The 21,147-nt window shown below is 61.3% G+C and carries 19 protein-coding genes; 12 read left to right on the top strand and 7 right to left on the bottom strand.

Features of this window, described 5'->3' with window-relative positions:
- Positions 1 to 49 precede the first annotated feature (49 nt).
- Together LZP73_RS07855 and LZP73_RS07850 are read right to left on the bottom strand one after the other, a co-directional pair.
- A complete protein-coding gene (locus LZP73_RS07855; RefSeq protein ID WP_234233976.1) occupies positions 50 to 1,504 on the bottom strand; it encodes a heavy metal sensor histidine kinase in 1,455 nt (484 codons plus the stop codon).
- The gene (locus tag LZP73_RS07850; RefSeq protein ID WP_234233974.1) at positions 1,498 to 2,181 is read right to left on the bottom strand and encodes a heavy metal response regulator transcription factor; all 684 of its coding nucleotides are present in this window, start codon (positions 2,179 to 2,181) and stop codon (positions 1,498 to 1,500) included. Before LZP73_RS07850 ends, LZP73_RS07855 begins: the two co-directional genes overlap by 7 nt.
- A gap of 176 nt (positions 2,182 to 2,357) precedes the next feature.
- Here LZP73_RS07850 and LZP73_RS07845 point away from each other — a divergent pair, with 176 nt between their 5' ends.
- The 6 genes from LZP73_RS07845 (at position 2,358) to LZP73_RS07820 (ending at position 9,083) form a co-directional block, all read left to right on the top strand.
- On the top strand, positions 2,358 to 4,244 hold the full coding sequence (locus LZP73_RS07845) for a copper resistance system multicopper oxidase (RefSeq protein ID WP_234233972.1): 1,887 nt from the start codon (positions 2,358 to 2,360) through the stop codon (positions 4,242 to 4,244).
- Entirely contained in the window at positions 4,241 to 5,170 is a 930-nt protein-coding gene (locus LZP73_RS07840) for a copper resistance protein B (protein WP_234233970.1), read from the top strand. Before LZP73_RS07845 ends, LZP73_RS07840 begins: the two co-directional genes overlap by 4 nt.
- A gap of 39 nt (positions 5,171 to 5,209) precedes the next feature.
- A complete protein-coding gene (locus LZP73_RS07835; RefSeq protein ID WP_234233968.1) occupies positions 5,210 to 5,518 on the top strand; it encodes a hypothetical protein in 309 nt (102 codons plus the stop codon).
- 76 nt (positions 5,519 to 5,594) lie between these two features.
- Entirely contained in the window at positions 5,595 to 6,137 is a 543-nt protein-coding gene (locus LZP73_RS07830) for a c-type cytochrome (RefSeq protein ID WP_234233966.1), read from the top strand.
- A gap of 34 nt (positions 6,138 to 6,171) precedes the next feature.
- Positions 6,172 to 8,514: a heavy metal translocating P-type ATPase gene (locus LZP73_RS07825; RefSeq protein ID WP_267960100.1), complete on the top strand. Its 2,343-nt coding sequence runs from the start codon at positions 6,172 to 6,174 to the stop codon at positions 8,512 to 8,514.
- 86 nt (positions 8,515 to 8,600) lie between these two features.
- The gene (locus tag LZP73_RS07820) at positions 8,601 to 9,083 is read left to right on the top strand and encodes a DUF4440 domain-containing protein (protein WP_234233964.1); all 483 of its coding nucleotides are present in this window, start codon (positions 8,601 to 8,603) and stop codon (positions 9,081 to 9,083) included.
- Here LZP73_RS07820 and modC read toward each other — a convergent pair.
- Genes modC through modA form a run of 3 tightly spaced genes read right to left on the bottom strand, consistent with a single transcriptional unit; the run spans position 9,080 to position 11,740 of the window.
- Positions 9,080 to 10,183 carry a molybdenum ABC transporter ATP-binding protein ModC gene (gene modC / locus LZP73_RS07815; RefSeq protein WP_234233962.1) on the bottom strand — a complete coding sequence of 368 codons (1,104 nt, stop codon included), beginning with the start codon at positions 10,181 to 10,183 and terminating at the stop codon, positions 9,080 to 9,082. The two genes, LZP73_RS07820 and modC, sit on opposite strands and share 4 nt — an antisense overlap.
- Positions 10,177 to 10,914, bottom strand: coding sequence for a molybdate ABC transporter permease subunit (gene modB / locus LZP73_RS07810; protein ID WP_267960099.1), 738 nt, complete (start codon positions 10,912 to 10,914; stop codon positions 10,177 to 10,179). Before modB ends, modC begins: the two co-directional genes overlap by 7 nt.
- A complete protein-coding gene (modA, locus tag LZP73_RS07805; protein ID WP_234233960.1) occupies positions 10,904 to 11,740 on the bottom strand; it encodes a molybdate ABC transporter substrate-binding protein in 837 nt (278 codons plus the stop codon). Before modA ends, modB begins: the two co-directional genes overlap by 11 nt.
- A gap of 198 nt (positions 11,741 to 11,938) precedes the next feature.
- Here modA and greB point away from each other — a divergent pair, with 198 nt between their 5' ends.
- From greB to LZP73_RS07790, 3 genes are all read left to right on the top strand, one after another.
- Entirely contained in the window at positions 11,939 to 12,424 is a 486-nt protein-coding gene (greB, locus tag LZP73_RS07800) for a transcription elongation factor GreB (RefSeq protein WP_234233958.1), read from the top strand.
- Positions 12,425 to 12,552: 128 nt separating this feature from the next.
- On the top strand, positions 12,553 to 14,349 hold the full coding sequence (locus tag LZP73_RS07795; RefSeq protein ID WP_234233956.1) for a thiamine pyrophosphate-binding protein: 1,797 nt from the start codon (positions 12,553 to 12,555) through the stop codon (positions 14,347 to 14,349).
- Positions 14,350 to 14,468: 119 nt separating this feature from the next.
- Positions 14,469 to 16,835: a Tex family protein gene (locus LZP73_RS07790; RefSeq protein WP_234233955.1), complete on the top strand. Its 2,367-nt coding sequence runs from the start codon at positions 14,469 to 14,471 to the stop codon at positions 16,833 to 16,835.
- A gap of 69 nt (positions 16,836 to 16,904) precedes the next feature.
- Here LZP73_RS07790 and LZP73_RS07785 read toward each other — a convergent pair whose 3' ends face one another.
- Together LZP73_RS07785 and bioH are read right to left on the bottom strand one after the other, a co-directional pair.
- The gene (locus LZP73_RS07785) at positions 16,905 to 17,444 is read right to left on the bottom strand and encodes a hypothetical protein (RefSeq protein WP_234233954.1); all 540 of its coding nucleotides are present in this window, start codon (positions 17,442 to 17,444) and stop codon (positions 16,905 to 16,907) included.
- A gap of 60 nt (positions 17,445 to 17,504) precedes the next feature.
- Positions 17,505 to 18,284, bottom strand: coding sequence for a pimeloyl-ACP methyl ester esterase BioH (gene bioH, locus LZP73_RS07780; RefSeq protein ID WP_326490332.1), 780 nt, complete (start codon positions 18,282 to 18,284; stop codon positions 17,505 to 17,507).
- Between the two features lie 30 nt (positions 18,285 to 18,314).
- Between bioH and LZP73_RS07775 the strand changes: the two genes are divergently transcribed.
- The 3 genes from LZP73_RS07775 to LZP73_RS07765 all read left to right on the top strand — a co-directional run bounded on the left by LZP73_RS07775 (position 18,315) and on the right by LZP73_RS07765 (position 21,120).
- Positions 18,315 to 19,115: a ComF family protein gene (locus LZP73_RS07775; RefSeq protein WP_267960098.1), complete on the top strand. Its 801-nt coding sequence runs from the start codon at positions 18,315 to 18,317 to the stop codon at positions 19,113 to 19,115.
- Between the two features lie 149 nt (positions 19,116 to 19,264).
- On the top strand, positions 19,265 to 19,843 hold the full coding sequence (gene nfuA / locus LZP73_RS07770) for a Fe-S biogenesis protein NfuA (RefSeq protein ID WP_169563709.1): 579 nt from the start codon (positions 19,265 to 19,267) through the stop codon (positions 19,841 to 19,843).
- A 221-nt stretch (positions 19,844 to 20,064) separates the two neighbouring features.
- Positions 20,065 to 21,120 carry an alpha/beta hydrolase gene (locus LZP73_RS07765; RefSeq protein WP_234233953.1) on the top strand — a complete coding sequence of 352 codons (1,056 nt, stop codon included), beginning with the start codon at positions 20,065 to 20,067 and terminating at the stop codon, positions 21,118 to 21,120.
- The last annotated feature ends 27 nt before the right edge of the window (positions 21,121 to 21,147 follow it).

Here is a 21,147-nt window from a genome sequence, read left to right as displayed (position 1 = left end):
AAAACAGCCATTTTGAGCTTGGTTGCCTAAGGCTGGAAGCCCCGTTCAGCTACCCGGGGTATTGCACATTTGCACATTTGTACAGTGACGCAGTGACGCTAGCCCTGGGCAGGCTGAGGCTGAAGCAGGTGAGCCCCTGGTGGGAGTCGACACTTATGCTGCCCTTATGCACTTCCATGATGGACTTGACGATCGCCAGCCCCAGCCCTGAGCTGTCGCCGCTGCCTGGCCTGGCGGGATCGGCGCGATAGAAGCGGTCGAACAGCCGGGCCAGCTGTGCTTGGGTCAGGGGGGCACCCTGGTTGGTGATTCTGATGCCGACGAGCGCCGGCCCCTGCTCCAGCGTGACACTTATTCGGGTGTGCGCCTGGGAATACTTGATGGCGTTGGCCAAGAGGTTGCTCAGCGCCCGCCGCAGCATGTCTCTGTCGCCCTGGAGGCTGGCCTGGCCCGCGAGTGTCAGTTGCACCCCGGCCTCTTCCGCCCATGGCTCGAAATAGTCGAACAGGGCCAGGATCTCTGTCTGCAGTGTCAGCCGGGTGAGGTTCGGCACTATCAGGCCGTTATCTGTCTTGGCCAGCCACAGCATGTCGCCGACCATCTTGGTCAGGCGCTCATATTCTTCCAGGCCGGAGTACAAGATCTCCCTGTACTCGTCGTTGCTGCGGCTCTGGCTCAAGGCGACCTGGGTCTGGGTGGCGAGATTGGTGAGCGGGGTACGGAGCTCGTGGGCGATATCGGCGGAGAAGTGAGTCAGGCGCCTGAAGCCGGATTCCACCTGGGTTATCATGGCGTTGAATGCAACTACCAGTTCCTTCAGCTCGGCCGGCACCCGCTCGGGTTGCAGCCGGATATCGAGCCGGTCGGCACTTATGTTGCGGATCTGCCGGCTCAGGAGCAACAGCGGCCTATGGCCCCAGGTTATCGCCAGCCGGGCGGAGATCATGGTCAGCAGCCAGGCGCAGGCCATGATGAGCCAGAGCGTCTGCCGGAATTTGGCGATGAATTGGAGGTGGAAATCCATCTTGCCGGCGAGCAGGAGCTTCACCTCTTGGCCATCGCTCAGGGTGCTCGACAGGGCTATGCCCCGGTAGCTGTGCCCCTGTGCCTGCCATGGCTGCAACAGCTCAGGGTCCAGCCTGGATTGCACCTGGGTGCGCAGCAGCGGGTCGAGATCCGGGCCCTGTGCCAGGTAGAGGGGGTGATCTGTCCGGCTGTAGAGGGCGAAATAGACCCCGTGATGCCCGACCACGGCCCGTTGCAGCGCCGCCTGCAGCCGGGCAGGCTCGGCCTCGGGGGGCTGCTGCGCCAGTATGGAGCGCACCGACTCGGCCACCACAGCCAGCTCAGAGGCATCCTGTCTGGCAAAGTGCTGCCTCATCAGGTGATCTATCACAGTGCCCAGCAGCAGGAAGGACAATGCCAGGGTCAGGCCCACCAGCAACATGACCCTGCCGGCGAGTGACAGCCGCGACCGCCCCTGGGGCAACTTGAGGCTCAGCATGGCTCTTCGATATCGAGCCGATAGCCCATGCCGCGCACCGTGTGTATGAGCTTGGTGGGGAAGGGATCGTCTATCTTGGCCCGCAAGCGGCGGATGGCAACATCTATCACATTGGTATCGCTGTCGAAATTCATGTCCCAGACCTGGGAGGCGATGAGGGATCTGGGCAGCACTTCCCCGCGATGGCGCACCAGGAATTCGAGCAGGGTGAATTCCCTGCCCGTCAGATGTATGCGGCTATTGCCCCGGCTGGCTCTTCGCCTGGGGATGTCCAGCAGCAGATCGTCCACCTGCAACTCATCCGGGAGCACCTGCCTCAGCCCACGGCGCAACAGGCTGCGCACCCGCGCCAGGAGTTCGGCGAAGGCGAAGGGTTTAACCAGATAGTCATCGGCGCCCAGCTCCAGGCCTTTCACCTTGTCCTCCAGGCTATCCCTGGCGGTGAGGAAGAGCACTGGGGTGCTATGTTTGGCCTCCCGCAGTCGCTGCAGCAGCTGCCAGCCGTCGATATCGGGCAACATGACGTCGAGGATCAGCAGTTCGAAGCTCTCAGTGATGGCCCTGTGATAGCCGTCCAGGCCATTGCGGCATAGCTGTACCCTGAAGCCGGCTTCTTCCAGGCCCTTCTGCAGATAATCGCCAATTTTCTTCTCGTCTTCGACCAACAGTATGCGCATCACCTCTCCCATTTGCAGCTTGGCCTCTTTGGCTTGGCAGCTATCCTTATTATGTCACCCGGGCAACTTTGTCCAGAACATGGCACCAAGATGACAGTATTGTAATCTTGGCGTCATGTCCCGGTCAGTGCCCCTGGCCTAAGCTGCAAGCATGTTAGAGAAAAGGTGTCGCTATTATGTCGAAACAGAGGTTTTCCGGGATGAATCGGCCTGAGGCCAGGCTTGCCAGCATGCCAAGGCGCCGCTTCGTTCAAGGGCTGGTGGCGGGAACGGTCGCCCTGAGCCTCGGCCGCCTGGGCACAGCCTATGGCGCACCCCAGACCAACGCCGCGGCCGACGCCAACATACTGCATGGCACGGAGTTTGACCTGGTCATCGACAGCATCAGGGTCAACATCACAGGCCAGCCGAGGCTGGCAACCGCCATCAATGGCGCGATTCCGGCACCTACCCTGGTATGGCGCGAGGGCGATACAGTCACCATAAGGGTGAAGAATCGCCTGTCCGTGCCCAGCTCCCTGCATTGGCATGGCATGCTGTTGCCCTTCCAGATGGATGGCGTGCCCGGGATCAGCTATCGCGGCATAGGCCCGGGAGAAACTTTCACCTATAGATTCAAGGTGCAGCAGTCGGGCACTTACTGGTATCACTCCCACACCGGCTTCCAGGAAATGACCGGCATGTACGGCAGCATAGTGATAGTGCCCAGACAGGGAGAGTCGGGGGTGGCCGACAGGGATTTTGTGGTGCAGCTGTCGGACTGGACGGATGAAAACCCCATGTCTGTGTTCGCCAAGCTGAAACAGCAGAGCGACTACTACAACTACAACAAGCCAACGGTGCGGGACTTCTTCCGCGACAGCTCCGTCTATGGCGTGACTCAGGCCGTCGCCATGCGCAAGATGTGGAATGAGATGCGCATGAACCCGACCGATCTGGCGGACTTGTCGGCCGAAACCTTCACCCACCTGCTCAATGGCCAGTCACCCAATGGCAACTGGACCGGGGTTTATCGCCCGGGGGAGAAGCTCAGGCTGAGGTTCATCAATGGTTCGAGCAACAGCTTCTACGACGTGCGCATCCCAGGGCTGGCGCTGACCCTGATACAGGCAGATGGTCAGGCGCTCGAGCCGGTCACTGTCGATGAGTTCAGGTTTGGCCCGGGCGAGACCTATGATGTGCTGGTCAAACCCGAGGATGAGGCCTACTGCATCTTCGCCCAATCCATGGATCGCAGCGGCTATGCCCGCGGCACCCTGGCGCTGGCGCCGGGACTGGCGGCGCCTGTGCCAGCCATGGATGCCCCCGTCTGGCTCAGCATGACGGACATGATGGGCAACATGTCCCACGGCGCCATGGCCGGCATGAATATGGATCACAGCCAGCATCAGATGGCCGACATGAATATGCAGATGAATCACAGCCAACACCAGATGACCGGCATGAATATGGATCACAGCCAACACCGGATGGCCGGCATGAACATGGACGGCGCCATGGCCATGGAGCATGACAGGGTCAATCCCCTCGCCATCCCGTCCCGCAAGGTGCGCCACGCCAGCAGCGAATATGGCCCGACGGTCGATATGCGGGTCGACATGCCCAGGACCAATCTGGACGATCCCGGGGTGGGCTTGCGCAATAACGGCCGCCGGGTGCTGACCCTGGCCGATCTGCATACCAGGGGCGGCCCGCTGGACAAGCGTCCGCCGGAACGGGAGCTGGAACTGCATCTGACGGGCAATATGGAACGCTATTCCTGGTCCTTCGATGGCCTGGAGTTCGGCGAGTCGACCCCGGTGCATTTCCGCCACGGGGAGCGCCTGAGGATCATATTGCAAAACGATACCATGATGACGCATCCCATGCATTTGCATGGCATGTGGAGCGAGTTGGAAAACGACAAGGGCGAGTTCATGGTCAGGCGGCATACCATTCCGGTGCAGCCGGCCCAGAGGATCAGCTTCCTGGTGAGCGCAGATGCGCCCGGGCGCTGGGCCTGGCATTGCCATCTCTTGTTTCATATGGATGCGGGCATGTTCCGCGAGGTGGTGGTGGCATGAAGGACATGAATATCGGCGTTAAAACCCGCTTGGGCGTCCTGGCCGCGACCTGGCTGCTGGCTGCGGCCGTCCAGGCCGACGAACAAACAACCCCCATGGTCATGCAGCATGAAGCCATGACCCATGAAGCCGTGCAGTATGAAGCCATGCCTCATGAAACCGTGTCTCAAGAAGCCGTGCCCCCAGAGACAGAGGAGGCCAGGGATCCCCATGCCTATGCCGATGGCTATACTCTGGATTCGGGGGCCTATGCCTTGCCCGGTCCCCGGCAGCTGCGCCTCGCCGATGAGCACGCCTTCTGGAGCCTGTTGTTCGAGCGCTTCGAATACGCCGGAGACGGCTCGTCCAGGGGGACTGATACAGGCCAGTATGATGTGCAGGCCTGGTATGGCAAGACCTATGATCGCCTGATGCTCAAGGCCGAAGGCGAGTGGGCCGAAGGTAAACTCGCAGACAGCGAAACCGAGCTGCTCTGGAGCCATGCGATCGGCAGTTTCTGGGATGCCCAGCTGGGACTCAGGCTGGATTCATCCGAGGGCCAGGCGCGTCAGTGGCTGGCATTGGGTGCACAGGGCCTGGCGCCTTACTGGTTCGAGTTGGACCTGACCGCCTACCTGGGCGCGGGTGGCCGGACGGCATTGGCGCTCGAGGCCGAATACGAACTATTGCTCAGCCAGCGCCTGGTGCTGCAGCCGCGGGCCGAATTGACCCTGTACGGCAGGGACGACGAGGTCAATGGCATTGGCAGCGGACTGACGGATGCCAGCCTGGGGCTGAGGCTGCGCTATGAGTTTTCACGGCGATTCGCCCCCTATGTGGGTGTGGAGTGGGCGGCCAAGTTCGGCCGGACGGCAGATTATGCGACCCGCGCAGGTGACGCGGATCGCGACACCCGCTATGTTGCAGGTGTACGCTTCTGGTTCTGAAGACACAATATAAGTTTTTAACCCAACAGGAAATATTCCATGAACAAAGCTAACTTATCCTTATCGCTGTTATGTTTGAGCCTGTCGGCGTTGCTGAGTCTGTCGGCTCAGGCGCACGATCCCAAGGAGCATATGAAGGATGGCCATAAGCCGAATTGCGCCGCCATGAAGGGCATGGATCACAGCAAGATGGATATGACAGATCCCCTGATGCAGGCCCTGATGCGGAAATGTACGCAGCAGATGCATGCGGAACATGCCGCCGCCGGAGACATACGCGAGGAGCAGGGGCAGCGGCAGGAACAAGAAGAAACCGAGCCCCAGCCTGAGCCTGAGCATAAACACTGAGGCGCCGATTAACCCTGGCCATAGCCCCAGGCCCAGCGCCTAAGCCGGGCCAGGGGCGTTAACCTAAGGAAAATACATGGATAAGTTGAAATGTCTGTTGGCGACCGTCTTTATCGCCCTCATCGCCGGGTTAGCCTTTATCTACTCGGGTTTTTATCCCATAGGGGCCGATGTGCCCCACAATCCCCTGAGTTATTGGGCGCTGGAAACCCTGCGCGAGCGCTCGATAGCGCGGGCGGCGGCGGAGATCCGGGTGCCCGCAGATCTCAATCAGGCCGAGCGCCTGTTGGCGGGCGGCGCCGACTATAACGACATGTGTGCCGGCTGCCACCTGCAGCCGGGCAAGCAACAGAGCGACTTCAGCCTTGGCCTCTACCCGGCGCCACCCAACCTGACCCGGGCGGAAACCGATGAAGAGGATGCCACGGCCGAAGCGCGGATACGTTTCTGGACCATAAAGCATGGCATCAAGGCCTCGGGCATGCCTGCCTGGGGGCCGAGTCATGACGATGACAGGATCTGGAACATGGTGGCCTTCCTGCAGCGTCTGCCCGAGCTGTCGCCCGAGCAATACCAGATCCTGACGGCCCGCGACGAGTCCGACACAGGGCAGCACTGAGGCAGGCATAGAGCACACAGAGCGAGGTTGAGCCATGAGCCATGACGATCACCAGGCGCATTCCCATCCGGGCGGCGAACCCGGATTAGCGGATCCCGTCTGTGGCATGACGGTGACTGCCGCCAGCGAGCATGAGGCGACCCTGGACGGGAAACACTATTATTTCTGCAGTGCTCACTGCCGGCAGAAGTTTGTCGCAGATCCCCAGGGTTACCTGCAGCCCGAGGTGGGCAGCGCCGCCGGGGCGAGTACAACGGCGGCGGCAACCGAGAGCGGGGGCGAATACACCTGCCCCATGCATCCGGAAGTGGTGCAGCTGGGTCCCGGCACTTGCCCTAAATGCGGCATGGCGTTGGAACCCATGCAGCCGGCCGCCGAGGCCGAAGCCAATCCTGAACTCGATGATTTTCGCCGCCGCTTCTGGTGGAGCCTGCCCTTTACCATAGCAGTCGCCGTGATTGCCATGTCCGGCAGTGTCCTCGATCCCCTGTTGGGGGCGGCGCGCCCCTGGGTCGAGCTGTTGCTGGCGACCCCCGTGGTGCTTTGGGCGGGCAAGCCCTTCTTCGAGCGCTGGGGCAGCTCCCTGGTGCAGCGGGCGCCCAACATGTGGACCCTGATAGGCACGGGAACGGGGGCGGCCTACCTCTACAGCCTGATCGCCACCCTGGTACCTGGACTGTTTCCCGATTCCTTCCGCCTGGACGGGCGGGTGGCAGTGTACTTCGAGGCCTCGGCGGTGATCATCTCCCTCACCCTGTTGGGGCAGCTGCTGGAACTCAAGGCGCGTTCGCAAACCGGCGCCGCCATCCGTGCCCTGCTGGGGCTGGCACCCAAGACCGCCAAACGCCTGGCCGAGGATGGCACAGAGACGGATATTCCCCTGAGCCAGGTACAAGTCGGGGATAGGTTGAGGGTGCGCCCGGGTGAGAAGGTGCCGGTGGACGGCCTGGTGCTCGAGGGTGCCAGTGCGGTCGACGAATCCATGCTCACGGGGGAACCCATGCCGGTCGGCAAGCGGGCGGGAGATGCCTTGATCGGCGCCTCGCTCAACACCAGCGGCGCCCTGGTGATGCGCGCCGAGAAGGTCGGCGCCGCCACTGTGCTGGCGCAGATAGTGCAGCTGGTGGCCAGCGCCCAGCGCAGCCGGGCACCCATGCAGCGGATGGCGGACCGGGTGGCAGGCTATTTCGTGCTGCTGGTGCTGGCCGTTGCCCTCCTGACCCTGGTGCTGTGGGGTTTGTTCGGCCCTGAGCCCAGCTGGGTCTTCGGGCTGATCAATGCGGTCGCTGTGTTGATCATCGCCTGTCCCTGTGCCCTGGGTTTGGCCACCCCCATGTCTGTGATGGTCGCCACAGGCAACGCCGCCACCCAGGGGGTGTTGTTCAAGGACGCCGCCGCGATCGAGCAGCTGCGGCGGGTGGATACCCTGATAGTGGACAAGACGGGCACCCTGACCCAGGGCAAGCCGGCATTTCATGGCGCTGTCCCGGCCGCAGGCTTCAGCGAGGATGAGCTGTTGCGTCTCGCCGCCAGCCTGGACTTGGGCAGCGAACACCCGCTGGCCCAGGCGCTGGTGGCCGAGGCCGCCAGCCGTAACCTGAGACTGAGCCGGGCAGAGGAGTTCGAATCCGCCTCAGGGATAGGGGTGCGCGGCCGGGTAGCAGGGCAAGCCCTGGCGCTGGGCAACAGCGTCATGATGGAAGAGATGGGGGTGGCCTGGCAACCCCTGGCCGCCGAGGCCGAAGCCCTGCGTTTGGAGGGCGCCAGCGTCATCTACCTGGCGGTTGCGGCCAAGCTCGCCGGCCTCCTGGCCGTGGCCGATCCCGTCAAGGCCACCACGGCAGAGGCCATAGCCGAGCTCAAGGCCAGCGGTTTGCACTTGGTCATGGCGACCGGCGATGGCTTGACGACCGCCAGGGCCGTCGGCCAACGCCTGGGCCTGGAGGAGATCTACGGCGAGGTGCGCCCGCAGGACAAATATCAACTGGTCAAGCGCCTGCAGGGCGAGGGCCACAGGGTCGCCATGGCGGGGGACGGCATCAACGATGCACCCGCGCTGGCGGCGGCCGATGTCGGCATCGCCATGGGCACGGGCACGGATGTCGCCATGAGCTCGGCCCATGTGACGCTGGTCAAAGGCGATCTGCGCGGCATAGCCAAGGCCAGGGCCATCTCTGTGGCCACGGTCGACAACATGCATCAGAATCTGACTTTCGCTTTTCTGTACAACGCCTTGGGGGTACCCATAGCGGCCGGCGTGCTATATCCTGCGTTTGGGGTGCTGCTCTCTCCCATGTTTGCCGCCCTGGCCATGAGCCTGAGCTCTGTGTCTGTGGTGACCAATGCGCTGCGGCTGCGGCGTTTCAGCCGCGACTGAACCTCTGGCCCCGGGCTCTTTGGGCTTGAGTGCTCAGGTTCGGGGCTTGGGCCTGAGTATGTCTTAATTCATCTTGGAGAAAATACATGAAGTTAGCTATAGCCGTCGGCGGTGCCCTGTTAACCCTGTGCGCCTCGCTACCCCTGGAGCTGCAGGCGCACGGCGCCGAACCCCATGGGCAAGATACGGCGCTGTTCAGTGGCTTGGATACCCAGGCGGCCAAAGCGGTGCAGCAGTTTCACAGTGCCCTGGCCAATGGCGATGCGGCCGCGGCCAGGGCGCTGTTGGCGGATGATGTGATGATCTTCGAAGGCAACGGCGTCGAGCGCTCGGCCGAAGAATATGCCAAGCATCATATGTTGGCCGACATCCAGTATCTGGCTTCGGCCCCGAGTAAGACCCTGGAGCATAAGGTGACTGTGATGGGGGATACGGCTATCTCCCTGGCCAGAAGCGAGAACCACGGGGAGTACAAGGGTAAGCCGGTGGACTCTGAAGGTCTGGAGACCCTGGTGCTGAGGCGCACGGATGCCGGCTGGAAAATAGTCCACATACATTGGTCTAACTAACTGAATCTCTTGAGGAGATGAGCAGGGGCTATATCTTCCGCCCCTATGCTCAGGCCCTTGATCTGGGCGAACAGGGCCTGGCCCACTGTCAGCCCCAGCTCATCCCTGGCCCAGGGGGTGATGTTGGCCCATAGATGGGTGCCGGCCAGTGTCAGCTTGAGCCGCACCCTGTCCTCATCCAGCTGGCGTATCTCGGCCAGGGTGACCGCCAGTATGTTGCGTATGCTGCTGCCCTCGGGACGCTGGAGGCAGACGGACACTTGCTGGCTGTGGACTCTCACCCTGACGCTGTCACCCACATTCGTCAGCCTGCCGCTGACCCAGAGTTCGGCATTGTCGCCGAGCCGCAGCCTGGTCATATTGTATTCTGGGTGAACCTCGCCTATCTCGGCGAGCAGCAAGGAGCCTTGCGCCGGCGCCTCGACCCAGGGGCGCAGCGCCTGGCTGTCCCACACCTGCTGCAGTGGTCCGCAGGCGACTTGCTGCCCACGCTCCAGCACCAGCAGGCGATCCGCCAGTTGCAATATCTCATCCAGGCTATGGCTGACATAGATGATGGGGATGGCCAGGCGTTCGGCCAGCGCCTGCAGGTAGGGCAGCAGCTCGCGTTTACGGGGGGCGTCCAGCGAAGCCAGGGGTTCGTCCAGCAACAGCAGCCTGGGGCGGCTGAGCAGGGCGCGGCCCATGGCGACCCGCTGTTTCTCGCCGCCCGAGAGGGTCCCAGGGTAGCGCTCCAGCAGCGACTCCAGGCCCAGCAGTGCGACTATCAGGTCGAAATGCGCCGGATCTTTATCCCTGTTGCCATAGTTGAGGTTGCCGCGCACCTTGTAATGGGGGAAGAGGCGCGCATCCTGGAACACATAGCCGGTGCGGCGTTTTTCCACCGCCAGGTTAATGCCCAGCTCGCTGTTGAACAGCCACTCCTGCCCCAGGGCTATGCTGCCGCTGTCCGGGGTGACAAGGCCCGCCAACATGTTGATCAGCGAGCTCTTGCCTGCCCCCGAGAGGCCGAAGACGGCCGTCACCCCCTTGAGCGGCAGGCTGGCGTCGACTTTGAGGCAAATATCGCCGAGTCGTTTCTCCAGCTTAATGTTCAGCATCCTGTCCCCCTGGCGCTGTGGGCCCGCCGGCTCAGGTACTGGGATGCCAGCAGGGCCAGCAGGGCTATGCCTATGGCAATGACGCACAGGCGTGCCGCCTGCGCCTCGGCCCCCGGGGTTTCTATGAAGCTGAACATGGCCAGCGGCAGGGTGCGGGTTTCCCCGGGAATGTTGGAGACGAAGGTGATGGTGGCGCCGAATTCGCCCAGGCTGCGGGCGAAGGCCAACACCATACCTGAGATGATGCCGGCCAGGGACAGCGGCAGCGTGATGCTGCAGAACACCCGCCAGCGGCCGGCGCCCAAGGTGCGGGCCGCCTGCTCCAGGCCTGGGTCTACCGCTTCGAATGCCTGGCGTATGGCCCTGACCATCAGCGGAAAGGACACCAGCGCCGACGCCAGTGCCGCGCCGCGCCAACTGAAGCTGAAACTCAGGCCGAACCAGTCGTACAGGTATTTACCTATCGGGCCCTGTCTGCCCATGGCGACCAGCAGCAGGTAACCCGTCACCACAGGCGGCAGTACCAGTGGCAGGTGCAGCAGGCTGTCGAACAGCGCCTTGCCCCGAAACTCTTTCCGCGCCAGCAACCAGGCGCAGAAGATCCCCACAGGCAGGCTGAAGGCAACGGAGGCCAGCGCCACCTTGAGGCTGAGCAGCAGGGCTGAGACTTCATACTCGGTTAAGCCTAAGTCTGATAAGCGAAAGCCGCCGGCCATGGCGTCAGTCAACATCCGGGACCCCGAAACCATGCTTGAGCAGCACGGCCTTGGCGGCCCGGGTCTGCAGATAGGCGAGGAAGGCCGCGGCCGTCTTGGCCTCATCCCGGCCCACTACCAGGGCAACAGGGTATTGGATCTGCTCGTGGCTCGTCTGCGGAAAAGTGGCCAGCGTCTTCACCCCGGCGCCTGGCGCAGCCACAGGGTAAACATCCGTGCGGTACACTATCCCAAGCCTGGCCTCGCCCCGCTCGACCAATGCCAGGGCGCCACGGACATTGTTGGCCCGGGCGAGCCTGGGCTCTGCCTGGGCCCAGAGCCCCAGGTGTTGCAGCGCCTGTTTGGCGTAGCGCCCCGCCGGCACATGGTCGGGATCGCCGACCGCCAGGCGTCCATCCCCCAGGGCGGCGGCGAGATCCCAGTCGGCGTCGAGCCTGAGTTCCGTCAGTGGGCTGGCCTTGGGGGCGATCAATACCAGGGCATTGGTCGCCAAGGTGCGGCGACTGTCCTTGTTTATGGCCTGTTTTTCGGCCAGGTAGTCCATCCAGTCCCGGTTGGCCGAGATGAACAGCGCCGCCGGCGCCCCCAGGGCTATCTGCCGGGCCAGGGTGGAAGACGCGGCGAAGGAGAACACTGTCTTGCTGCCCTGCCTGGCATCGAAATCGGCGCCGATTTCCGTCATCACATCCGTCAGGGAGGCGGCGGCAAACACCAGTAGCTTTTCCCTAGCGGCGCACTGCTTCACGCCCGCGACTGTGAGGATGCCGAGCAATAGGGCCATGACCAGCCCTATCCCCTTGACGGTACCCTTGGCGCGAGCCTGTCCCTTGGTCTGCCTCATCCCACTGTTCCTTAAGCCCTATTCGTGCTCCGATATATACATGAGTCTCAGTGCCCAGGCAAATCTGCGTCGGGGAATTTGCCTCTGGCGCCGGATTGCGAATATGATGCCCTTATCTAAGCCTGCCCATAGCGCTAGCCTGCATGGGCCAGGCAATGTCCCCATTAGGCTTATGAACAAGCTTGTGAGAAAAGTGCCATGAAAGCCCATTTAATTACCCGCAAAGGCTGGGAAGCCCTGGACAAAGAGCTTAAGTATCTGTGGAAGGAATACCGGCCGCAGATCACCCTCAAGGTGCAGGAGGCGGCGGCCCAGGGCGACAGATCCGAGAATGCCGATTACACCTACAACAAACGCCTGCTGCGGCAGATAGACAGCCGGGTCAGGTATCTGGTCAAGCGCCTGGAAGAGCTGAAGATAGTCGACTATTCGCCCCAGCAGGAAGGCAAGATCTTCTTCGGTGCCTGGTTCGAGCTGGAAAACGAGGCCGGCGACAAGGTGCGTTATCGCATCGTCGGCAAGGATGAGCTGGATACCAAGCTGGGCTATATCACCATAGACTCGCCCATGGCGCGGGCCCTGATAGGCAAACAGGTGGACGATGAGGTCGTAGTCCAGACCCCGTCCGGTCCCAGGGAATGGTATATCAATCTGATACGTTACCGGCCCTTCGACGAGGACTAGCGGGGCGGCTTGTAACGCAGGGATTACGGCCGCAGCGGCGCGCGGCGCCGGCAAAACTGATCGAGATCAAGGCCGGGGAAGGGGCGTGGCTTTAGGCTGGAGTCAATATCAGCTCAGAGGAATGAGACGTGCCTTCTACCATCAGCCAGAACTTTGGTCGGGACTATTACACCAGCCTGCCTAGCCTGGGCGACAGCCTGGGTGAATTATTGGGTTTTTTCGGCGTTAAACGCCTCTATGGCGTGGGCGGCGATTTCGTTGCCAATCTGATCAATGCCTTGGATGGACATCTAGAGGTGCTGCCATCGAGTAACGAGATGCATGCGGGTTTCAGTGCCTGTGCCCAGGCCGAGTTGAATGCCTTGGGTGTCTGCCTGACCACTTATACCGTCGGCAGCCTGCCTTGTACTTCGGCGGCGGCCCTCGCCAGAACCGAGGGTCTGCCCCTGGTGCTGCTCTCCGGAGCGCCGGGGGAAGAGGAAGTTGGCCGTGAGGCGCTGCACCATACGGTGCATCCCCACACAGCCTGGCATACGGACCTGGATGCGGCGCTCAATGCGTTTCGTGCCTTGGGAGTGCGGGCGGAGCGCCTGCAGGGACAGCGCCACAGCGGCCAGCCCAACATGGCAGCCGCCCAATGCCTGGAATTACTCAGCCATGCCTACCTGCAGCGCCAGCCGGTATTTATCGAGATCCCCAGGGATCTCATCGGCCAGCGGACCCAGAGATTGCAGTTGCCGGCGGAACTGGCGCAGCTGAGAAGCCGCTTGCCGCTCAACCTCGGCGGTGCCGAGATGATCGCCACTGAGATCGCCAGTCGCCTGAGCCGGGCCAGCGCCCCCCTGCTGTATCTGGGGGAGACGCTGCGCCTCAACCGCCCCCTGCTGGCGCGGATACTCGATTTCTGCCATAGGTTGCAGTTGCCCTACGCCTGCAGCTGGTTCGCCAAGGGGATGCTGGATGAAACCCATCCTCTCTGCCTCGGCAGTTACAACGGCGTCTTCAGCCGACTGCCGCATCAGGCCTATATAGAATCACAGGCGGATTATGTGCTGGAGATAGGCGGTGCCATCTTCCCCTCGGACACCAATAATGCCTTCGGCAGCCGTACCCATGGGATAGACAATCACCCCAACAAGACGATGCTCAAGGGCACGGCCCCCTGGGAGCTGGACACGAGTGCCGTGCTGGATGCCTTGACATCCATGCCGCTGCAGCCGGCATTTTCGTACGGTTTCCTGGCTGCAGAGCCTGAGCCTTCACCACCGCCTGGGCGGGAAGAACTGGGTTATCACAACCTGGCGCAGACAGTGAACCTGGCCCAGCAAGCTCTGCCTGAGCCTTACATCTTCCTGCCCGAGGTGGGCAATGCCTTGTTCGCCAGTTTCGAATTGGTGGCCCGGGCGAGCGACATAGGCCGCAGCTATCTGGCCAATCCTTGGTATGCCGCCATGGGCACCAGCCTGGCCTATGCCAGGGCGGTGGCGGATCAATTGGCCGAGTGCGGCAGCACACAGCCCATGCTGGTGTTGACCGGCGACGGCGGTTTCAACTTCCAGGCCAATGAGCTGATCAACCTGCAGAAACAGGGGGCCAATCTCACCCTGATTTACATGCGCAACAACATATTTCATCTGGGCAAGGCGGGCGATGCCCCCATCTATGCCTGCAATGCGGACGGTTTCGATCCCAAGTTGTTGATCCGGGCCTATGGTGGACAGGGGCATGAGTGTGACACGGCCGAGTCCCTGTTTGCCTGCCTGTTGCATACCGCCGCTGTCGGTGGCCTGCATCTGATCGAGATCCCCCTAGCCCTCAAGCCTGAATATCAGAGTGAGATCGCCAGGAAACTCAATACCTATATCGGCTATCGCAATGGCAATGCCGAGGCGACGGCCGACTGGCGGCGGCTCTGCGGTCGATAGGCGCTGGCTTCGGGCGTCGGGTCTTTCTCTGGGGGGCGCCTGTTAAACATGAAATCTGTCACTTGCCTGTGGTATCTTTGGCGCAATCAGGTTTCATTTTCCAGGCAAGACGTATTTTTATGCAAAATATTGCTCAGATCATCGCTCAGGAACTCAATGTCCGCGAGCAACAAGTCAGCGCCACCATAGCACTGCTGGACGAAGGCTCGACGGTTCCCTTCGTCGCCCGTTACCGTAAAGAAGCCACGGGTGGCCTGGACGATACCCAGTTGCGTACCCTGAACTCCCGCCTGAGTTACCTGCGTGAACTGCATGACAGGCGTCAGGTGATCCTCTCCAGCATAGCGGCCCAGGACAAGTTGACGCCCCAGCTGCAACAGGCGCTGGAGACGGCCGACAGCAAGACACGGCTGGAAGATCTCTACCTGCCCTACAAGCCCAAGCGCCGCACCAAGGGGCAGATTGCCACCGAAGCCGGCCTCGAGCCGCTGGCGGACATGCTGCTGGCCGATCGCCAGGCAGATATAGAGGCCAGGGCGAGCGAGTACCTGTGTGAAGGCTTCGCCGATACCAAGGCAGTGCTCGAGGGCGCGCGTTATATCCTGATGGAGCGCTTCGCCGAAGACGCAGAGTTGCTGCGCAAGCTGCGTGAGCACCTGAGCCAGCACTGTGTGCTGGAAAGCCGGGTGATCGCCGGCAAAGAGAAGGAAGGCGCCAAGTTCCGCGATTATTTCGAACATACGGAGGCCCTGGCCAAGGTGCCATCCCACAGGGCGTTGGCCATGTTGCGCGGTCGCAACGAAGGCATACTCAGCCTGTCGATGAATGCCGATCCCTCGGTCGACAAGGCCGAGGCCAAGGCGGGCAGTTATTGCGAGGTGATCATAGCCGAGCACTTCAAACTGAACCTGAGCACCAGCCCTGTGGATCTCTGGCTCAAGACGGTAGTGACGGCCACCTGGCGCATCAAGATCGCGCTGCAGATGGAGACAGAGTTCGTGTCTGCCATGCGCGAGCGCGCCGAAGCCGAAGCCATCAAGGTGTTCGCCCGCAACCTGGGTGACTTGCTGATGGCGGCCCCCGCCGGTGCCAAGGCCACCATGGGACTGGATCCCGGCCTGCGTACCGGGGTCAAGGTGGCTATCGTCGACAACACGGGTAAGTTGCTGGCCCACAGCACCATCTTCCCCCATGCGCCGCAAAACCTCTGGGACAAGTCACTGCGCACCCTGGCCAACCTGGTCAAGATGCATAAGGTGGAGCTGATCGCCATAGGCAACGGCACCGCCTCGCGGGAGACAGACAAGTTGGCCGCCGAGCTGATCGCCAACCTCAAGGCCGGCGCCGAGGGCGAAGGTCAGCCGCAATTGACCAAGGTGATGGTCAGCGAAGCGGGCGCCTCCGTGTATTCGGCATCCGAACTGGCCGCCAACGAGTTTCCGGATCTGGATGTGTCGATCCGCGGCGCCGTTTCCATCGCCCGCCGTCTGCAGGATCCCCTGGCGGAATTGGTCAAGATAGAACCCAAATCCATAGGGGTCGGCCAGTACCAGCATGACGTCAGTCAGAGCCAACTGTCCCAGTCGCTGGATGCCGTGGTCGAAGACTGTGTCAACTGTGTCGGCGTGGATCTTAACATGGCCTCCGCCCCTTTATTGGCCCAGGTGGCCGGCCTCAACAAGACGCTGGCGAAGAATGTGGTCGACTACCGCGACAGCAACGGCCAGTTCAGCAACCGCAAACAGCTGCTGAAGGTGGCGCGGCTCGGGCCCAAGGCCTACGAGCAGGCGGCCGGCTTCCTGCGGATCCGCGACGGCGACAACCCATTGGATGCCTCATCCGTGCACCCCGAGGCCTACAAGCTGGTGGAACAGATAGCCGCCGCCAAGCAACTGCCGCTGGCCAGCCTGCTGGGCAACAGCGACTTGCTGCGGGAGATCAAGGCCGAGGAATTTATCACCGCCGAGTTTGGTTTGCCGACAGTGACAGACATATTGGCCGAGCTGGATAAGCCGGGGCGCGATCCCCGCGGCGAGTTCAAGACAGCCAAGTTCAAGGATGGCGTCGAGGAGCTTAAGCACCTCAAGCCGGAGATGATACTCGAAGGTGTGGTGACCAATGTGACCAACTTCGGCGCCTTCGTCGACATAGGGGTGCACCAGGACGGTCTGGTACACATCTCTTCCCTGACCGACAAGTTTGTCAGCGATCCCCACACAGTGGTCAAGGCCGGGGATGTGGTCAAGGTCAAGGTGATGGAAGTGGATGTCGAGCGCCGCCGCATAGGCCTGAGCATGCGCCTGGACGAGAAACCCATGCCTGCGGCCGCCCCTCGCCACCATCAGGGGCAAAACAAGGGGCAGGGCAAGGGCCATAACGGCGCTCAGAAAGCGGCGAAACCCGCGGCTAAAGCCCCAGCCAAGGCACCGGCCAATGCCGCCATGGGCAATGCTTTCGCCGATGCCTTCGCCAAGCTGAAGAAATAACCCGCGCCTGGGATGAGCAAACGCCACAGAGATCCTTCTGTGGCGTTTTTGTTTGCCGTCTTGAATGGCCTAGATCCAGGCCGAGAGTTCGGTTTCCTGTTGGGGTTGGCTCTGGCGCCGATAAAAGTTGTCTATCCGCCGACCGAACTCCTGATAAAACTGTTTGGATTGCTGGGGCTGGGTCCTCGACTGCGACAGGCCTGGTGGCTGGCTGGTTTTCGGCGCCGCTTGCCGGGCTGCCAGGCCAGGGTCAACCTTGAGGCGAATGTCTTTACGCTGTAATGCCGCAGGCCCGGCGATGAAAGACTGCAGCAGCTTGGACTGCGGCTTTGGCTGTGGCTGTTGTGGCTGCCTGTCCCTGGATTGCTGTTCTTGCCCCGAGCCCTGCTGTTTCTCTTGTACCTTGTCCTGGGTGCTTTCCGCCGTGGGTGTCTGCGTCTCGGTTGCGGTGCGCTCGTGCTGAGGCGTGAAGGCGCGTTCCTGATGTCCCTTGGTGGGCGCCTGGGGCGGAATGACGGGAGGGCGTTGTTGGTTGTCGACCCGCGCCGCATCCGTGGCGACATTGGATGTCGTCAGGGGGACTTGCGGATAGTTAGTCACCACCAACATAAGCGAGTTTCCAAAAGATAAGTGGCTAAATATTAATCACAAACTGGATGAAAATAAAGCTTAAAGGGCAATTTGTTTGAGCCAGCCCGTGAATGCCTGCACAAATTCTTCCTGATGGGAGAAAAACGGCGCGTGGGAGGCCTTGGCGAAGACAACCTCTTCCAGGGGGCCGGCATGTTGGGGCATCAGACCGGTCACGCGTCTGGGGACCAGGCCATCGAGGCGACCCCAGAGCCGCAGCCAGGGCAATTCCAGCTTGGCCAACTCGGGGCGCAAGTCGATCTCGGTCAGCATGCCGAGCCCCTGGGCCAGTGCCTGCTCACTCGGCAGTGGCTTGGCCAGCACCAGCGCCTTGAGGCGTTTGATCTCCTCCTTGGCCGTTGCCGTGCCCATGGCCTGAATCGCCAGGAAACGTTCTATCGTCTTGGGCAAGTCTTGTCCCAGCTGAGTGGCAAACTGTGCCAGCACAGCCGGCGGGATCCCGGGCCAGGACTCGGCTTCTCTCGCCATGAAGCAGGGAGAGGAGGCTATGGTAGCCAGGGCCTTGATCTTATGTGGATAGTTTAGCGCGGCCCGGGTCGCGACCAAGCCCCCAAGTGACCAGCCGGCCCAGATGGCCTGTTCCGGCAGACGTGCGATCAGGGCATCGACCCAGAGATTGATGTCCCCGGCCAGCGGCTGGCTCAGGCCGAATCCCGGCAGATCGACATAGTGAACCCTATACTCATGCAAGGCGGAATGCAGCGGGGTGAAGACGGCGCTGTTGACGCCCCAACCGTGGAGCATGACCAGATCTTGGCCCTCACCCTGTGTGTCTATGTGTATCTGCGCCTGTTTCACTGTCTCGCCTCTGAGATGAAGGATGATGCCATGGGGTCTTTATACACTCAGTCGCTCTGCAGGCGGTCGCTGGACCTTGGCCTTGGGGTGCTGGGTGCTTGTCTGCGGCTCCTGGGCGCTAGTTTACCCAACCGCTGTCTGGTATGCCACCAGGCGATGCCTTCGTCCGCGACAGGCATCTGTCCCGTGTGTCTGGCGGCTGGGCTGTATTCGGGTGCCGTATGCCTGGGTTGTGGTAAGTCCATGGTGCTGCATGCTCGTTACTGTGGTCAGTGCCAGAAGTCCGAACCTTTGCCTGTGTTGGCGCCATGCAGTTATCACCAGGGCCTGGGGCCCTGGGTGGCGGCGATCAAATATCAACGCCAATTTGCCGCCTTGCCGGTGTTGAGCCTGGCCCTGGCCGAGCGGGTGAAGATGCTCGAGGGCTTGGGGCTGGTGCGCCTGCCCCAGGCCCTGGTACCTGTGCCCCTGCATCCGCAGCGACTGAAACAGCGGGGATTCAACCAGGCCTGGCTCATCGCCGCCGAGCTTGGGAAACTGCTGCAGTTGCCCGTGGCGGAGCTGGGGCTGAGCCGCAGGACACACACCCGCCCCCAGGCAGGGCTGACGGGATTGCAGCGGCGGCGCAACTTACGGGATGCGTTTCGGCTCGATGGCGGCCAGGTTTACCAGAGAATCGCCCTGGTAGACGATGTGCTGACCACGGGCACCACGGCCAGGGAAATAGCGCGACTGTTTGGCGCCAGAAATATACATGTGCAGGTCTGGTGTCTCGCCAGGGCCGAGGCGCCGGGACTCCTGGATGAAGTGACAGCGACCGACCATGCCTGAGTCAGGCCCGCGCGCGTATGCCTGGTTTCATGGGAGGACAAAAAGTCGCAACAAGTCTGTTTCGGGGCTACAAAGCAGGCGCCAGTCGGAGTATCATACGCGTAAGTCCCACTAAAACACTCAGGTATCCCCTGACGGAGCAGTTTTTCATGATAAACATTTCCGATTCTGCCCAGGCACATTTCGTTAAGCTGTTGGCAGATCAGCCTGAAGGCACTCATATTCGTGTATTTGTGATTAGCCCAGGCACGTCACAGGCCGAGTGTGGCGTGTCTTATTGTCCACCGGATGCGGTGGAGAGCGATGATATCGAACTGGAGTTCAACGGCTTCAAGGCCATGGTCGACGAGAAAAGCGCTCCTTTCCTCGAAGAGGCCAGCATAGATTTCGTGACGGATCAGTTGGGTTCCCAGCTGACCCTGAAGGCGCCCAATGCCAAGATGCGCAAGGTGTCCGGCGATGCGCCCCTGGTCGAGCGCATCGAGTATGTGATCCAATCAGAGATCAATCCCCAGCTCGCCAGCCATGGCGGCAATGTCATGCTGGTGGAGATCACCCAGGACGGCGTGGCCGTGCTGCAATTCGGCGGTGGCTGCAACGGTTGCTCCATGGTCGATGTGACGCTGAAAGACGGCATAGAAAAGCAGCTGCTGGATATGTTCCCGGGTGAACTTGCGGGTGTGCGCGACGTGACTGAACACCAACACGGCGAACATTCTTACCAATAATACCTGCGCTAAAATGCCAGCCAATAAACGCGGCTCAGATATCCTCTGAGCCGCGTTTTTTTATTCAGGGCTTTTCATGCAGCTGTTGCCATGGAGATGGCAGGCGTTGGCTGCTCATCTGGAAAATATTGTTTATTAAATGTAATTTTGTTGCATCTAGGTTAATATTAGGGGTGGCAAGGCTTGTTAAGGAAAACACAGGTTCCCCGAAGGAGATAGCTATGCACTCGCACTCTAGGCCGACTCGCCCACCTTATGATGAACGCACGGTCCCCTTTATTACCTCGGACGGGGTACAGCTGGATCTGCTCAATGTGCGTGGCCGCGAGCGGCCCCACAGGGGACCTGTGATTCTGGTGCATGGCGCCGGTGTACGGGCGTCCATCTACCGGGCCCCGGTCGACACCAACATAGTCGATGCCCTCATAGAGCAGGGTTACGATGTCTGGTTGGAAAACTGGCGCGGCAGCATAGCCTTTGCGCCGAATCTATGGACCCTGGATCAGGCGGCCCTGTATGACCACCCCAAGGCGGTGAAAACCATACTCGCCGAAACCGGTGCCGACAGCCTGAAGGCCATCATACATTGTCAGGGCTCCACCAGTTTTACCATGTCGGCCATCGCCGGCTTGCTCCCCGAAGTCACTACCATAGTCAGCAACGCGGTATCCCTGCACCCTGTGGTGCCGGCCTGGTCCAGGTTTAAACTGCAATACATGGTGCCCATGGTGCAGAAGTTCATCCAATATCTGAATCCCCACTGGGGGGTGGATGCCCCGGACTTGCCCGCCAAGTTGATCAGCCTGCTGGTGAACCTGACCCATCATGAGTGCCATAACCCTGTATGCAAGCAGGTCAGCTTCACCTATGGCAGTGGCTTCCCGGCGCTGTGGAGCCATGAAAACCTCAATGAAGAGACCCATGAATGGCTGAAGGAGGAGTTCGGCGCCGTCCCCCTGAGGTTCTTCGAGCAGATCACCCGCTGCGTCAAGCGCGGACACTTGGTCTCGGTACAGGGATTCGATGAGCTGCCCGAAGATTACACCCTGGCTCCGCCCAAAACCGCTGCCCGTTTCGCCTTCTTTGCCGGTGAAAAAAATCTGTGTTTCTTGCCGGAAAGCCAAATCAACACCTATAACTATTTTGCTGCCCTGCGTCCCGACTACCATTCGCTGCACCTCTTGCCCGACTATGGTCATCTGGATGTGTTCATGGGCAAGAATGCGGCACAGGATGCCTTTCCTTTGATCCTCAGCGAGCTGAACCGAGAGAGCTGAGGCAAGGAACTACAGATTCAAGGAGCG

This window comes from Shewanella sp. AS16 (assembly GCF_021412365.1).
Classification (GTDB): domain Bacteria; phylum Pseudomonadota; class Gammaproteobacteria; order Enterobacterales; family Shewanellaceae; genus Shewanella; species Shewanella salipaludis.
The sequence above is the reverse complement of the archived record's forward strand: the minus strand, read 5'-3'. Positions and strand labels throughout refer to the sequence as shown.